Source organism: Nocardiopsis akebiae (genome assembly GCF_018316795.1).
GTDB lineage: Bacteria > Actinomycetota > Actinomycetes > Streptosporangiales > Streptosporangiaceae > Nocardiopsis > Nocardiopsis dassonvillei.
In genome coordinates this window covers 1,703,192-1,716,912 of sequence record NZ_CP074132.1, presented here as the reverse complement: position 1 = coordinate 1,716,912, position 13,721 = coordinate 1,703,192, and the positions used below count along the sequence as shown (strand labels likewise).

11 protein-coding genes are annotated in these 13,721 nt (G+C 75.4%); 4 read left to right on the top strand and 7 right to left on the bottom strand.

Features of this window, described 5'->3' with window-relative positions; all coding sequences use genetic code 11:
- Positions 1 to 5: 5 nt before the first annotated feature.
- Complete coding sequence (locus KGD83_RS07375) at positions 6 to 794, top strand: aminotransferase class IV family protein (RefSeq protein ID WP_212643116.1); 789 nt, start codon at positions 6 to 8, stop codon at positions 792 to 794.
- Positions 795 to 891: 97 nt separating this feature from the next.
- On the opposite strand, the gene KGD83_RS07370 is transcribed toward KGD83_RS07375, so the two are convergent.
- From KGD83_RS07370 to KGD83_RS07360, 3 genes are all read right to left on the bottom strand, one after another.
- A complete protein-coding gene (locus KGD83_RS07370; protein WP_212643115.1) occupies positions 892 to 3,072 on the bottom strand; it encodes an MMPL family transporter in 2,181 nt (726 codons plus the stop codon).
- Positions 3,073 to 3,286: 214 nt separating this feature from the next.
- Complete coding sequence (locus tag KGD83_RS07365) at positions 3,287 to 4,798, bottom strand: SDR family oxidoreductase (protein ID WP_212643114.1); 1,512 nt, start codon at positions 4,796 to 4,798, stop codon at positions 3,287 to 3,289.
- A complete protein-coding gene (locus KGD83_RS07360) occupies positions 4,795 to 5,292 on the bottom strand; it encodes a DUF4383 domain-containing protein (protein WP_212643113.1) in 498 nt (165 codons plus the stop codon). The genes KGD83_RS07365 and KGD83_RS07360 overlap by 4 nt, the downstream gene beginning before the upstream one ends.
- Before the next feature lie 91 nt (positions 5,293 to 5,383).
- Here KGD83_RS07360 and KGD83_RS07355 point away from each other — a divergent pair, with 91 nt between their 5' ends.
- Positions 5,384 to 6,415, top strand: a complete 1,032-nt coding sequence (locus KGD83_RS07355) for a MerR family transcriptional regulator (RefSeq protein ID WP_212643112.1) — start codon at positions 5,384 to 5,386, stop codon at positions 6,413 to 6,415.
- Here the strand turns inward: KGD83_RS07355 and KGD83_RS07350 are convergent.
- Entirely contained in the window at positions 6,381 to 7,604 is a 1,224-nt protein-coding gene (locus tag KGD83_RS07350; protein WP_212643111.1) for a lycopene cyclase family protein, read from the bottom strand. The two genes, KGD83_RS07355 and KGD83_RS07350, sit on opposite strands and share 35 nt — an antisense overlap.
- A 59-nt stretch (positions 7,605 to 7,663) precedes the next feature.
- Between KGD83_RS07350 and KGD83_RS07345 the strand changes: the two genes are divergently transcribed.
- The gene (locus KGD83_RS07345; protein WP_249352194.1) at positions 7,664 to 8,539 is read left to right on the top strand and encodes a class I SAM-dependent methyltransferase; all 876 of its coding nucleotides are present in this window, start codon (positions 7,664 to 7,666) and stop codon (positions 8,537 to 8,539) included.
- The gene (locus tag KGD83_RS07340) at positions 8,526 to 10,154 is read left to right on the top strand and encodes an FAD-dependent oxidoreductase (protein WP_212643110.1); all 1,629 of its coding nucleotides are present in this window, start codon (positions 8,526 to 8,528) and stop codon (positions 10,152 to 10,154) included. Before KGD83_RS07345 ends, KGD83_RS07340 begins: the two co-directional genes overlap by 14 nt.
- Positions 10,155 to 10,167: 13 nt before the next feature.
- Here KGD83_RS07340 and KGD83_RS07335 read toward each other — a convergent pair whose 3' ends face one another.
- The 3 genes from KGD83_RS07335 to crtI are packed head-to-tail and all read right to left on the bottom strand — an operon-like array spanning position 10,168 to position 13,662.
- A complete protein-coding gene (locus tag KGD83_RS07335; RefSeq protein WP_212643109.1) occupies positions 10,168 to 11,178 on the bottom strand; it encodes a DUF5914 domain-containing protein in 1,011 nt (336 codons plus the stop codon).
- A gap of 49 nt (positions 11,179 to 11,227) precedes the next feature.
- On the bottom strand, positions 11,228 to 12,205 hold the full coding sequence (locus KGD83_RS07330; RefSeq protein ID WP_212643108.1) for a phytoene/squalene synthase family protein: 978 nt from the start codon (positions 12,203 to 12,205) through the stop codon (positions 11,228 to 11,230).
- Positions 12,202 to 13,662, bottom strand: coding sequence for a phytoene desaturase family protein (gene crtI / locus KGD83_RS07325; protein ID WP_212644308.1), 1,461 nt, complete (start codon positions 13,660 to 13,662; stop codon positions 12,202 to 12,204). Before crtI ends, KGD83_RS07330 begins: the two co-directional genes overlap by 4 nt.
- Between the last annotated feature and the right edge of the window lie 59 nt (positions 13,663 to 13,721).

Below are 13,721 nucleotides of genomic sequence, written 5' to 3'. Positions count from 1 at the left end.
ACCTCATGGAACTGAACGGACGCCCCGTCAGCACCGGGGAACTCGCGGGCCTCGCCCTGTACGGCTACGGCCACTTCACCACCATGCTCGTCACCGACCTGCGCGTCCGCGGCCTCGACCTGCACATGGAACGCCTGAGCAACGACTGCCGCACCCTCTTCGGCGTCGAACTCGACATCCCCCGGGTCCGTGAACTCGCCCGGCGCTCCGCGCGCGCCCACCCCTCCCCCTCCGTGGTCCGCGTGACCGTCTTCGACCCCCACATGGACCTGGGCCGCCCCTCAGCCCGCCAGCTCCCGCAGATCCTCGTCAGCACCCGTCCCGCGCCGAAGAGCTCCTCCCCTCCCCCGGTCCGTCTGGGCACCCGCCTCTTCACCCGGGACACCCCGCAGGTAAAGAGCACCGGCCTGTTCGGAGCGCTCCGCCAGCGCCGCGCCGCCCAGTTGGACGGCTACGACGACGCGCTGTTCATGGGGGTGGACGGCCGCGTCTCGGAGGGCCCCACCTGGAACATCGGCTTCCTGGACGGCGGCGGCCTGGTCTGGCCGCAGGCCCCCTGCCTGCCGGGGGTGACCACGGCGCTGGTCAGCCGGGCCGCCGAGAACCTCGGCATCCCGGTCACCACCCGGCCGATCGCCTCGGCGGCGAGCACCCGCACGGCGGGCGCGTTCATCACCAACGCCACCGCGGGCGTGCGGCCGGTGGCCGCCATCGACGGCGTCCACCTGCCGCAGGCCGCGCTGGTGCGCAAGTTCGCCGCGGCCTACGCGGACCTGCCCGGAGACGCCCTGTAGCGTCCTCCGGAGCGCACGCGCGCTCCGCCTCGTCGTGTGCGCCCGAAGAGCGCACACGACGAGGCCGGGTCCAGGCGGGTACGGAGCCGACGCCGCGTCAGCGCTCGGCGGGTTCGCGCTCCTCCGCGGTCCTGGAGGCGCGGCCCGCGCGCCCGGGCCACCACACACGGGACCCGACGTCCAGGGACAGCGCGGGCACCAGCACCGTCCGCACGAGCAGCGCGTCCACCAGCACTCCGAAGGCCACCAGGAAGGCCAGCTGGAGCAGGAACAGCAGCGGGATCACCGCCAGGGCCGCGAAGGTCACGGCCAGCACCACCCCGGCGGAGGTGATCACACCGCCGGTGACGGTCAGCGCGCGCAGCACGCCCTCGCGGTGCCCGTGCAGCAGCGTCTCCTCACGCGCCCGTGACATGAGGAAGATGCTGTAGTCGATCCCCAGCGCCACCAGGAACACGAACGCGAACAGCGGCACCACCGGGTCCGCCCCGGGCAGGCCGAGCACGTGGTCGAACAGCAGCGTTCCCACGCCCAGCGCCGCGGCGAAGGACAGGACGTTCACGGCCATCAGCAGCAGCGGGGCCACCAGGGAGCGCAGCAGCGGGATGAGCACGAGGAAGACCACCACGAGCACCAGCGGCACCACGACCACGAAGTCGCGCTGGGCGGTGTCCAGGGTGTCCAGGTCGGTGGCGCTCACCCCGCCGACCAGGGCGTCGGCGCCCTCGACGGAGCCCAGTCCGGCCCGCAGGTCGCGCACCGCGTCCACCGCCTCGGCCGACTCGGGGCCGACGGTGAGGACCACCTCGACCAGCACCCGGCCGTCCTCCACCAGGGGCGGCAGGTCGGCGCCGGGCGGGCCCGGCTCGGTCACCGGCGCGGCCCCGTCCACGACGGGCAGGCGTTCGGCTGCCCGGACGACCTCGTCCAGGTGGTCGGCGTCGGCGACCACCAGGGCGGGGGCGGCGCTGGCGTCGGAGCCGAAGCCCCGGTCGAGGGCCTCCTGGGCGTCGACCGCCTCCACCTCGGTGCGGAAGACCTCGGCCTGGCCGGTGCCCCCGGCGTCGAACTGGGGCGCGAACGCGGCCGCGGCGGCCAGGACGGCGGTGGTGACGATCCAGTACAGGCGCGGCCTGCGCGAGACGGTGGTCGCCAGGCGGCCCCAGAACCGGTGGCTGGCCACGACCTCGTCCAGGGATCCGTCCGTCCGGCCGCCGCTGTGCGGGGCCACGGGCCAGAAGGCGGCTCGTCCGCACAGGGCGAGCACGGCGGGCAGGAAGGTCATCGCCGAGAGCAGGGCCGCGACGACGCCGATGGCCACCACGGGGCCGAGGCTGCGGGTGGAGGCCAGGTCGGCGGCGAGCAGGCAGAGCAGGCCGAGGATGACGGTGCCGCCGGAGGCCAGGACCGGGCCGGTCACGCCGCGCACGGCGGCCGTGACGGCTTCGGGCACGCGGTCGCGGACGGCCAGTTCCTCGCGGTAGCGGGCCACGAGCAGCAGCGCGTAGTCGGTGCAGGCGCCCACGACCAGGATGAACAGGATGCCCTGGCTCTGACCGTTGAGGCTGACCAGACCGGTGTCGGCGGCCAGGTAGACCAGCGCGCCGGACAGGCCGAGCGCGAGGAGGCAGGCGAGGATGACCAGCACCGGCAGCAGCGGCGAGCGGTAGACGGCCACGAGGATGATCAGCACGGCGGTGATGGCCACGATCAGCAGCGTGGAGTCGATGCCGCCGAAGGCCGCGGCGAGGTCGGCCGCGAAACCGGCGGGGCCGGTGACCTGGACCTGGAGCCCCGACACGGGGGCGTCGGCCAGCACCGCGCGCAGGTCCTCGACCGCGTCGCCGGTGTCGGCGGCCGGGTCGAGCAGCACCACGAACTGGGCGACCGAGGGGTCCTCGGTCCCGGGGACGGGGCCGACGACGGAGCCGGAGACCCAGGGCTCCTCGCCCACGCGCTCGGCGACCGCGGCGATGTCGGCGAGTTCGCCCTCTCCGAGCGCCTCGCCACCGCCGCCCCCGGCGTCCTCGCGCGAGTAGACGACGACGGCCGGGACCGCCTCCTCGCGGTCGAACTCCTCGGCGATCTCACTGACCTCGGTGGACTCGGCGCCCACCGGCAGGAACGCGCCCGGGTCGTTGGTCTGCACCTCGCCGAGCCTGCCCAGGAACATGCCCAGGGGCCCGGCACCCGCCAGCCACACCAGGGCGACCAGCAGGGCCGCTCCGATCCACCAGCGCGACCGCCCGGCAGGTGGTCTGCCGTTGTCCTTGTCCACTTTCGGGATCCCTCTCACACCGTCAGCTTGCTCGAAATTTGAGCATCTCGCTTTTCGAGTTACTTTCGGGCATGACCCTACCCCAGTCCGCTCCCTCCGTGCGCCCGCCCCCGTCCTGCGCGGACGCGGCCCCCGTCACCGCCGGTCGGCGGTGCGGTCGGGCGCGAACGCCGTCGGCCCCGGTCCGCGCGGACCGGGGCCGGGGGGCCGGGTGTCAGCGGCGCGAGCGCGCCCCCCGAGGGGCCGCGCGCTTCGAGGACGCCCGTTCCCGGGACGCCTGTTCCGCCGCCGCGACGATGTTGTCGGCCATCGCGCCGAACACGACCCCGTGGAAGGGCGTGACGGCCTTCCAGTACAGGTGCCCCAGCAGGCCGCGCGGGTGGAAGAGCGCGCGCTGGCGGTAGACCGTGCGTCCGCGCACGCGGGCCACGCCCAGTTCGAGCCAGGCCGGTCCGGGCAGGCGCATCTCCGCCCGCAACCGCAGCAGCTCGCCGGGGACGACCTCCTCCACCCGCCAGAAGTCCAGGGAGTCGCCCACCCGCAGCCGCTCCGGGTCGCGCCGCCCCCTGCGCAGGCCCACCCCGCCCACGGCCAAGTCGATCCAGCCGCGCGCGGCCCAGGCCAGGGGCCAGGAGTACCAGCCGTGTTCGCCGCCGATGCCCTCGACCACCCTCCACACCGCCTCCTTTCCGGCGTCGACGTACCGCGCGCGCACGTCGGTGTAGACGCTGCCGCCCGCCCAGGCGGGGTCGCTCGGCAGGGGGTCGGACGGGGCGCTCGGCCAGGCGGCCGAGGACCAGCGGGTGTCCACCCGCGACTCGTCGACGCGGCGCAGGGCCAGCTCCACGGCCCGGTCGAAGCCGATCCGGTCGTGGTCGTCCAGGAGTTCGGACAGGTCGTCCTCGCCGACCACCGCGTCGTGGCGCAGCGACTCCACCAGCGGCCGGGCGATCGCGGGCGGCACCGGCGTGATCAGGCCGACCCACAGGCTGGACAGGCCCGGCGAGAGCACGGGGACGGGGATGATCAGCCTCCTGGCGATCCCGGCCGCCCCGGCGAAGCGCTGGATCATCCGGGCGTAGGAGAGCACCTCCGGGCCGCCGATGTCGAAGGTCCGGTTGGTCCCCTCCGGGAGTTCGGCGCACCCGACCAGCAGCCGCAGCACGTCGCGCACGGCGATCGGCTGGACGCGGCTGCGCACCCAGCGGGGCGTGGTCATCACCGGCAGGCGCTCGGTGAGGTGGCGCAGCATCTCGAAGGAGGCCGAGCCGGAGCCGAGGATCACCGCGGCGCGCAGCACGGCGGTGGGCACGCCCGATTCCAGCAGGATCCGGCCGACCTCCTCGCGCGAGGCCATGTGCGCCGACAGGCCCTCCCCGTGCGGCGCCAGTCCGCCCAGGTAGACCAGGCGGGTCGTGCCCGCCTCGCGCGCCGCGCGGGCGACGTTGCGGGCGGCACGGGCGTCGGTTCCCGCGAAGTCGCGCCCGCCCGACATCGAGTGGACGAGGTAGTAGGCGGTGTCGATGCCCGCGAACGCCTCGGCCAGGCCCTCGCCGCTGACCACGTCGCCCCGGACCACCTCCACGCGGTCGCGCCAGGGCTGGTCGCGCAGCTTGTCAGGAGTGCGCGCCAGACAGCGGACGCGGTACCCGGCCGCGAGCAGCTCGGGCACCAGGCGTCCGCCGATGTAGCCGGTGGCCCCGGTGACCAGGACGGACGGCCTCATCCGGTCGCACCGACCACGCCGTGGCGGCGCTCGCGTCGCCGCGCGCGCCTGCGGCGGTAGGGGTTGTCCTCGGGCAGGCCGCCGCTGACCCGGCCGTACATGCCGAAGGTCATCACCATGATCCCGACGACGAAGCTGAAGATGACGTTGGGCATGGAGAAGGCCAGGATGTTGGGCCCCGCGCTCATCAGGTAGAGGTTCACGAGTCCGCTGGCCACGAAGCCCACGCCCACCACCGTGCAGACGGTGGAGGCGAACGAGCCGCCCAGCACGGAGGCGCCCAGCAGCAGTGAGCCGATCGCGACGGACACGAAGCTCAGCGCGCCGTTGGTGGACAGGCCCGCGATGACCTCCCCCTGGGTGTCGAAGAGCGGGAGCCTGACCACCAGCCCCGCGATACCGAAGCCCATGAGTACGAGTCCGGTGAGTCCGGCGCCGACACGGTAGACCACGCTGAGACGGCGGTCGGCCGGGCGCCTGGTGTCCAGATCCATGGTGCTGCCCCTTCCGGTGTCCTCCCAGCTAGAGTTCTACGCGTGTGGTGCGCGGCACAAGACGCACCGATTTCGCAACGCTTGGGGCGCCATGGCCGACGCACTGACCCCCGGGGCGACCGCGCGTCTGCTCGGGGTCTCGCCCTCCACGCTGCGCAGCTGGGACCGGCGCTACGGTGTGGGGCCGCGCGAGCGCAGTCCGGGCGGGCACCGCCGCTACTCCCCCGCCGACGTGGCGCGCCTGCGCGAGCTGTGCCGCCTGGTCGGCGAGGGCCTGTCGCCCGCCTCGGCGGCGGAGTGCGTGCTGGACCCGGCCCGCGGGGGTTCGGCCTCCGCTGCCGTCGCGCCGCGCGTTCCCCGGCAGCGGGGCGCGGTGACCGGACGGGAGGAGGCGGAGGCCTCCGGGGAGGGTTCGGGAACCGGCGGGGAGGGAGCGGAGACCCCCGGGATGGGCGCACGGTCCCGCTCGCGCCCCGGCGGGGACACCCTGCCGCTGGGCCCGGCGGGGCCCACCCTCCAGGGGATCGCCCGCGCCGCCATGCGCATGGACGCCGAACTCGTGGAACTCCTGCTGGAGGAGGCGCTGGACGAGCGCGGCGTGGTGGCGGCCTGGGAGGACCTGGCGATGCCGCTGCTGTACGGGATGGGCCGCAAGTGGGAGGACACCCGGCGCTACGTGGAGGTGGAGCACCTCCTGTCGTGGTGCGTGTCCTCGGCGCTGCGCCGCGTGGCCGCCCCGGCGGACACGGACGCGGCGGGCCGTGCCACGGTCCTGGCCTGCGGCCCCGGCCAGATGCACAGCCTTCCGATGGAGGCGCTGGCCGCCGCGCTGCGGGAACGGGGCGTGCCGCGCCGGGTGCTGGGGCCGTGCACGCCCGTGGCGGCTACGGTGCGGGCGGTGCGCCGCACGGGCCCGCGCGCGGTGGTCCTGTGGTCCCACGCCGGAAACGCCGACGACGTCGCGGCGCTGCGGGCCGCGGTGCGCGCGGCGGCGGAGTCTGCTCAGGCCACCGCCGTGTACACGGCCGGGCCGGGCTGGCGGTCGCTGGGCGCGGCCCCGGGTCTGTCCGCCGGGCACCTGGGCTCGCTCACCGACGCCGTGCGGATCCTGGCCCCCGGCTGAGGCCCCCCGTACCGGCCCCGCGCAGCGCATACCACGCCTGGTCCAGGCTGGTCAGCGACATGGCCGCGACCGGTGTGCTCAGGCCCATCACCAGTTCCCGGGGAAGGCGCGAACCGCCGTCCAGGAAGGCCAGCACGTCCCCGAGGCGGTTGGCCGCGAACAGCCCGGCGAAGAACTCCGCTCCCCGCACCCGCCCCGTGTCCAGGGCCCGCAGCATGACCGCGTCCATCGCCAGGTGGCGGCGCCGGTGGGGCACCGGCGGCACCGGGACCCGCCCCTGGGCCAGCGCCCGCGCCACGGCGGCCGTCTGGCGCCGCACACCGCTGAACGTGTACCCGGTCGAGGGCCGGGTGGCGCCGCCCGCCGTCCCCACCCGGAACACTCGCCGCCCCGCGCGGGGCCGGAACCGCGCGTCGGTCATCGGGATGACGCCCTGCTCGGCCCCGGTCACCTCCACGTCCCCCAGCCCGAGCAGACCGCAGTAGTCCTTGAGCGCGCGCTCGTACTCGGGGGTCGTGAGGGCCTCGCGGCCGAACTCGGTGTACTCCACCAGCGCCTCGCGCGACGACAGAGGCAGCACGTAGCCGAAGGCCACGCCGTTGGGGGGCTGGGGAGGGCGCAGGTCCATGAGCACCGCCGAGGCGGGGTCGAAGGCGGGGTCGGGCGTGCGCACGAACCAGCCGCGGAAGTGCTGGAGCAGGTGCGTGCGCCCGCGCGGGGCGGGCCGGGGCGGACGCGAGTCGAACACCCACGAGGCGGTCAGCTCACGCTCCCCTCCCCCGGGTCCAGTGCCCCGCACCACGGCGTGCTCGGCGCCGTCGGCGACTCCGGTGACCAGCACCGGGAGTTGGTCCACGTGTTCACCGGCCGAGGCGCGCACGTGCGCGTCCACGTCGGCCGACCGCAGCATCTTGTACACGTAGGGCGCCGCCGAGGAGTCGTGGGAGGCCCCGTCCGGCCCCACCACTGACAGGTCCTGCCAGCGGGCGGCCAGCAGGTGGTCCCACGGCCCGCCGTCGGGCTCCCAGAAGCACCAGGTACGGGGCGGAGGGGTGTGCGGCCCGGGGGGCGGTTCGACCAGGGCGACCCGCAGCGGTCGGCCACGTCGGTCATTGACCCCGCGGAGCTGGTGGGCCAGGGTGAGCCCAGCGGCTCCCCCGCCGATGATCGCCACGTCGTAGTCGGCCATGCCCCCAGCATGCACGGGAAGGGCCGCGCCCGCACGCGAACACCCCCCGGGAGGAGAACGTGGACACCACGACGCACGCCATGAAGGACGGCGCGGTCACCGACGAGTTCGACCACGCCGCCGGAGCCTACGACCGGCTCGTGGGCGCGAAGCCCGGCTACCACGCGCACCTGCGGGTCTCCGCCAGGCGGCTGGGCCTGCCCTGGGACGGCACGGGGCTGCGCCTGCTCGACCTCGGGTGCGGCACGGGCGCCTCCACCGCCGCCCTGCTGCGCGCCCTGCCCCGGGCCCGGATCGCGGCCGTGGACGCCTCGCCCGGAATGCTGGAGGCGGCCCGCGCCAAGCCGTGGCCGGAGTCCGTCTCCTTCCACCGGGCCAGGGCCGAGGAGCTGACCCCCGAGTGGGCCGGGCAGCACGTGGGCGGCCCGGTGGACGCGGTGTTCGGGGCCTACCTCATCCGCAACTGCCCCGACCCCGACGCCCTGCTCGCCTCGGTGCGCGCTCTGCTCAAACCCGGCGGCCGCGTCGTCCTGCACGAGTACTCCGTGGCCGACTCGGTGTCGGCGCGGGCGGTGTGGTCGGCGGTGTGCTGGGGAGTGGTGATCCCGGCGGGCAAGGCGCTGACCGGCCGGGCGGACCTGTTCCACTACCTGTGGCGCAGCGTTCTGGAGTTCGACGGCCGCGGCGCGCTGCTGGACCGGATGCGCCGCGCGGGCCTGGAGTCGGTGGCCAGCGCGCCGCTGCCGGGCTGGCAGTACGGGGTCACGCACACGTTCGTGGGACGGCGCCCGAACGGCGCTTCGAACGGCGGTTCGGACGGCGCTTCGGACGACGGTTCGGACGGCGGTTCGGACGGCGGTTCGGACGGCGCTCTGGAGAGCGCTCTGAACAGCGCTCGGAAAGGCGCTCAGGGGGGCCGCGTTGACGAGCTCTGAAGGCGAGGGACGCCCCGGCTCCGACGGGTCCGGCCGTCCCCCCGGCGTCCGCGACCCCCTGGCCGAGGCCGTCCCGCCCGCCCCGCCGACCGGTCCCGCGACCGCCGGGAGGCCCCGCGCCGTCGTGGTCGGCGGCGGCATAGCCGGGCTGGCGGCGGCCTGCGCGCTGGCCGAGCGGGACGTGGACGTGACGGTGCTGGAGCGCGAACCCTCGCTCGGGGGGCGGCTGCGCGGCTGGTCCACGACGCTCTCCGACGGTTCGCCCGCGACCATGACCCGCGGGTTCCACGCGTTCTTCCGGCAGTACTACAACCTGCGCGCCCTGCTGCGCCGCGGCGACCCCGGGCTCGGCGCGCTGGTGCCGCTCACGGACTACCCGCTGGTGCACCGGGACGGGCCGCGCGACCGCTTCTCCGGGCTGCCCGCGACCCCGCCGTGGAACGCGGCCGCCCTGGCGGCGACCAGCCCCAGCTTCCCGGCGCGCGACATGGCGCGGGTCAACCTGCCAGCGGCCCTGCAACTGTTCGACGTGGACGTGCCCGGTGTGTACGAGCGGCTCGACCACCTCAGCGCACGCGACCTGCTGGACGCGGTGCGCTTCCCGCCCACGGCCAGACACCTGGCCTTCGAGGTGTTCACCCGCAGCTTCTTCTCCGACCCCGGCGTGCTGTCGGCCGCCGAACTCGCGCTGATGTTCCACGTGTACTTCCTCGGCTCGTCCGAGGGTCTGGTGTTCGACGTGCCGGGCTCACCGTTCCCGCAGGCGCTGTGGGACCCCCTGGAGCGCTACCTGGCCGGGCGCGGAGTCCGGCTGCGGACCGGCGTGCTGGTCGAGGAGGTGGTCCGGGCCCGCGACGGCGGGGAACCGGAGCGCCGGGAACCGCGGAGCCGGTTCACGCTGCGCGGGCGCACGGCCGGGGGCGAGGTCTTCGAGGAGGACGCGGACGCCGTGGTGCTGGCCGCCGACCCCGCCGGAACCCGCGACCTGGTGGCCGCCTCGCCGGAACTGGGCGGACCGGACTGGCGCGGCCGGATGGCCCGGGTGCGCACGGCTCCCCCGTTCCTGGTGTCGCGCTACTGGCTGGACCGGCCCGTGCGCCCGCACCGGCCAGCCTTCCTGGGCACGGCGGGCTACCCCACCCTGGACAACATCAGCGTGCTGGAACGGTACGAGGACGAGGCCCGCGAGTGGAGCCGGCGCACCGGCGGGTCGGTGGTGGAACTGCACGCCTACGCGCTGGAGGAGGGGTGCCGCCCCGAGTACGAACGGAACCGGCTCCGGGAACAGGCCGAGTCCGTCTACCCGGAGCTGCGCGGGGCCCGCGCGGTGGACGCCCGGCACGAACTGCGCGCGGACTGCCCGCTGTTCGCGCCCGGCGGCCACCGGGACCGGTGCGGGGTGACCACGCCCGACCCGTTCGTGACGGTGGCGGGCGACCACGTGCGCACCGACCTGCCCGTGGCCCTCATGGAACGCGCCGCCACCAGCGGTCTGCTCGCGGCCAACGCCCTGCTGTCGCGGTGGGGGCGGCCGGGGCACACGGTGTGGACCGTGCCCCGGCGGGGCCGGTCGGCGCCGCTGCGGGCGCTCGCCCGGTGGTCCAGGACGTCCTAGCGGTCCCGGCGGCTCAGCCGGGCCAGCGGCCGGTGCTTCTGAGCAGGTACCGGCGCTCCGCGTAGTCCAAGTCGTCCTTCCACAGTCGCCGGGCGGCCAGCCGCATCACGGGGCGCACGACCGGACCCGCCAGCTTGCGGGCCAGCAGGAAGCCGATCCGCTCCGAGCTGGCCACGGTCGCCTCGATGATCGCCGTGCGCGGCACGCCCTTGTCGTCCACGCCCAGCGGCGTGGCGTGCGTCTCCACCACGCTGCCCAGGCCCTCGCCCTCGATGATGCGCATGACCACCGTGCGGGGGTCCGGGCAGCGGAACTCCGCGCGCACCGGCACGCCCCACCGTCCCGCCACCCGGAACCCCACGTCCACCACCATGCGGTCCGGGGCGGGGTCGGCTCCCTTGGGCACCTCGGTCACCTTCAGCCCCACGAACGAGTAGGGGTGGAACCACGAACCGTGCCAGGGGTCGAGCCGGTTGGCCACCACGTCCTCGGGTTCGCACCGCCCCGCCAGGCTCTCCACCGCCACCAGGCTCCCCGGCAGCGCGGGGCGCTCGGGGACCACCGGCTCGTCCAGGGGCTCCTCACCGCCCTCCCGGTCCAGGCGCACCCACACCAGGACGCCGTCGTCGTGCACCGGGTAGGGGTCCCACCCGGGGAAGCCGCCGCCGTCCAGCGACAACCCGTGCCACCGGCACACCAGGCGCCCGGAGTCCACCGCGCCCCGGCACAGCGGCGCGCCCAGGTGCGGGCAGGCGCCCGGCCCCGCGTGCGCGGTCCCGTCCGGGGTGCGCCAGGCCACCAGCTCGGTCCCGGCCACGACGCGCCCGAACGGCCGGTCCGCGCGGACCTCGGTGCTCGCGGCCAGCACGAACCAGTTCCCCGAGGGCCGGGCGAGCGCGCGTTTGAGCGCCGACCCGATGACGGAGGGCGAGCCCTCCCGCCAGGTCGGCTCCTGCTTCCTCCACGTGGTGGCGGGCATGCGGCGCAGCGGAAGCCGCCGCGGTCGCGGGTCGGGCAGTGTCACGGGGTCCTCCAGGTACGTGGTTCGAGGGGTCGGGGCGGACCGCGCGTCCTCAGCCGGTACGCGGGCGCGGTACCCGGCCGCGCAGGGAGCGCGCGATCAGCGACCGCGCGAGGGCGGGTACGGCGGCGGCCGCCTTGCGGGCGTCCGAGACGCGGTGCCGGACGCTCCACACGTCGTAGTCGGCCGCACGCACCTCGTCCAGGATCGCGCGGTAGAGCCGGAAGGCGGTGGCGACACACGGGCGCGCCACGGGGGAGAGCATCGCGATGCCCGGTTCGGCCCGCCGGTAGAAGCCCTGGTTGACCTCCACCAGGTCGGCGAGGGCCTCCCGCACGCGCGGGTGCTGCTCCCGGGTCCGCGCGCACTGCTCCAGCAGCTCGCGGTCCACACCGTGCGCGGCCAGCGCCTCCTCCGGCAGGTAGACGCGTCCGCGCCGCAGGTCCTCGGCCACGTCCCGCAGGAAGTTGGTCAGCTGGAAGGCCTCGCCCAGCGCGGCGGCGTGCGGGGCCGCCTCCTCGCGCGGCGCCACCGTCCCCAGGACTGGCAGCACCTGGAGGCCGATCACCGCGGCCGAGCCGTACATGTACTCGCGCAGGTGCTCCAGGTCGCGGTAGCCGGCCACCGTCAGGTCCATGCGCATGGAGGCCATGAACGCGGTGAAGTAGGCGTGCGGCAGCTCGTACCGGTGGACCGTGTGCGCTAGGGCGGAGAGCACCGGCGCCGCCTCGGGGTCCCTGGCGGGTTCGCCGTCCAGGACCCGGGCCAGGTCGGCGTCGATGACGTCCAGGCGGGCGGTCTGCTCCGCGACCGTGGCGCCCGGCGAGGGCTCGTCGACGATGTCGTCCACCCACCGCGCGAAGCCGTACAGGGCGTGCACCCCGGGCCGGTGCTCGGGCGGCAGCACCCGCGTGGCCGTGTAGTAGGTGCGCCCGTGGCGGGCGTGCAGGGCCCGGCACCTGAGGTAGGCCTCCCGCAGCGGCCCGCCGGTGATCCCGGCCGCGTCGAGTTCGGCGGCTCCCGTGTTCATCGGCCGCCTCCGGTTCTGCGGACCACCTCGGCCGCGGCGAGCTTCCCCGAGATCAACACGGTCGGCACGCCGACCCCCGGTGTGGTCCCGCACCCGGCAAGGACGGCGTTGGAGGTGCCGGGGACCGTGTTGCGCGGACGGAACGGCCCCGTCTGGGCGAAGGTGTGCGACAGCGAGAACGGCGTGCCGTGCGCGAGCCCCTGCCGCGCCCAGTCCGCCGGGGTGACCAGGTGCTCGGCCCGCACGGAGGCGTCCAGCCCCTCCAGCCCGCGCTCCTCCAGGACCCCGACCAGGCGGTCACGGTAGCGCGGACCCTCGCGGTCCCAGTCGATGCGGCCCGCCGCCAGGTTGGGCGCCGGGGCGAGCACGTACAGCAGGTGGCGCCCCTCCGGGGCCAGCGACGGGTCGGTGAGGGTGGGCTGGGTGACCAGCAGGGAGGGGTCGCTCATGGTGCGGCCCTCGCGGATGATCTCGGTGAAGGTGCGCTTCCACGCGGCACCGAAGGAGATGGTGTGGTGGCCCAGCCGCTCCCAGGTGCGGTCGGTGCCCAGGTGCAGCACGACCGCCGAGGGCGAGTAGCGCGCGGCCACGGGGCGCCGGGGCTTGTGGCCGAGCAGCCGGTGGGCGGCGGGCAGGTCCGCGGTGAGCACCACTTGGTCGCAGGCCAGGCGCTCGCCGTCCGCGGTGACGACGGCGCTGACTCGGTCGCCCGCGCGTTCCAGGCGCGCGACCTCCTGGCCGTAGCGGACGGCTCCCCCGGCCTTGGTGACCGCGCCCGCGAGGGCGTCGCCCAGGGCGCGCATCCCTCCGCGTGGGAAGTACACCCCGGCGACGGTGTCCATGTAGGCGATGACGGCGTAGGCGGCCAGGGCGCTCTCCGGCGCCACCCCCGCGTACAGCGACTGGAAGGAGAAGATCCGGCGCAGCCGCTCGTCGCGCACGTGGCGGCCCACGGCGGGGGCCAGCCTGCCGAAGCCGCCCATCGCGACGAGCCGGAACAGGTCGGGGCGGACCAGGTCCAGCGGGGACCGGAACCGGGCGTCGATGAACGAGCGCATCTCCACCCGGTACAGCCGGGTGAGCCAGTCGCGCAGCCGCAGGTAGCCGTCGGCCTCGCGCTGCCCGGCCACCCGGGCGACCTCGGCGGCCATCGCCTCGCGCTCGGTGTGCACGTCGATCACCGATCCGTCGGCGAAGGAGGCGCGGTAGGCGGGGCTGAGGGGCACCAGGTCCAGCCGGTCGGCCACGGTCTCGCCGACCGCGCCCAGTGCCTCGTCCAGGAGTTCGGGCATGGTGAGCACCGTGGGGCCGGTGTCGATCTGGAAGCCGTCCAGGTCGAGCCGTCCCGCGCGCCCGCCCGGGTGCGCCTCGCGCTCGACCACGACGACCTCGCGCCCCGCGCCCAGCAGGTGCAGGGCGCAGGCCAGGCCGGACAGGCCGGCGCCCACGACGACCACGGGACCGCGTCCGCGCGGTCCGGGCCCGGACCGGGGCGAAGGCGGCTCGGGGGTCTCCT

Coding starts and splice junctions, on each gene's coding strand:
- KGD83_RS07375 (WP_212643116.1), top strand. CDS start 6: ATGGAACTGAACGGACGCCCCGTCAGCACCGGGGAACTCGCGGGCCTC.
- KGD83_RS07365 (WP_212643114.1), bottom strand. CDS start 4,798: ATGAGGCCGTCCGTCCTGGTCACCGGGGCCACCGGCTACATCGGCGGA.
- KGD83_RS07360 (WP_212643113.1), bottom strand. CDS start 5,292: ATGGATCTGGACACCAGGCGCCCGGCCGACCGCCGTCTCAGCGTGGTC.
- KGD83_RS07355 (WP_212643112.1), top strand. CDS start 5,384: ATGGCCGACGCACTGACCCCCGGGGCGACCGCGCGTCTGCTCGGGGTC.
- KGD83_RS07350 (WP_212643111.1), bottom strand. CDS start 7,604: ATGGCCGACTACGACGTGGCGATCATCGGCGGGGGAGCCGCTGGGCTC.
- KGD83_RS07330 (WP_212643108.1), bottom strand. CDS start 12,205: ATGAACACGGGAGCCGCCGAACTCGACGCGGCCGGGATCACCGGCGGG.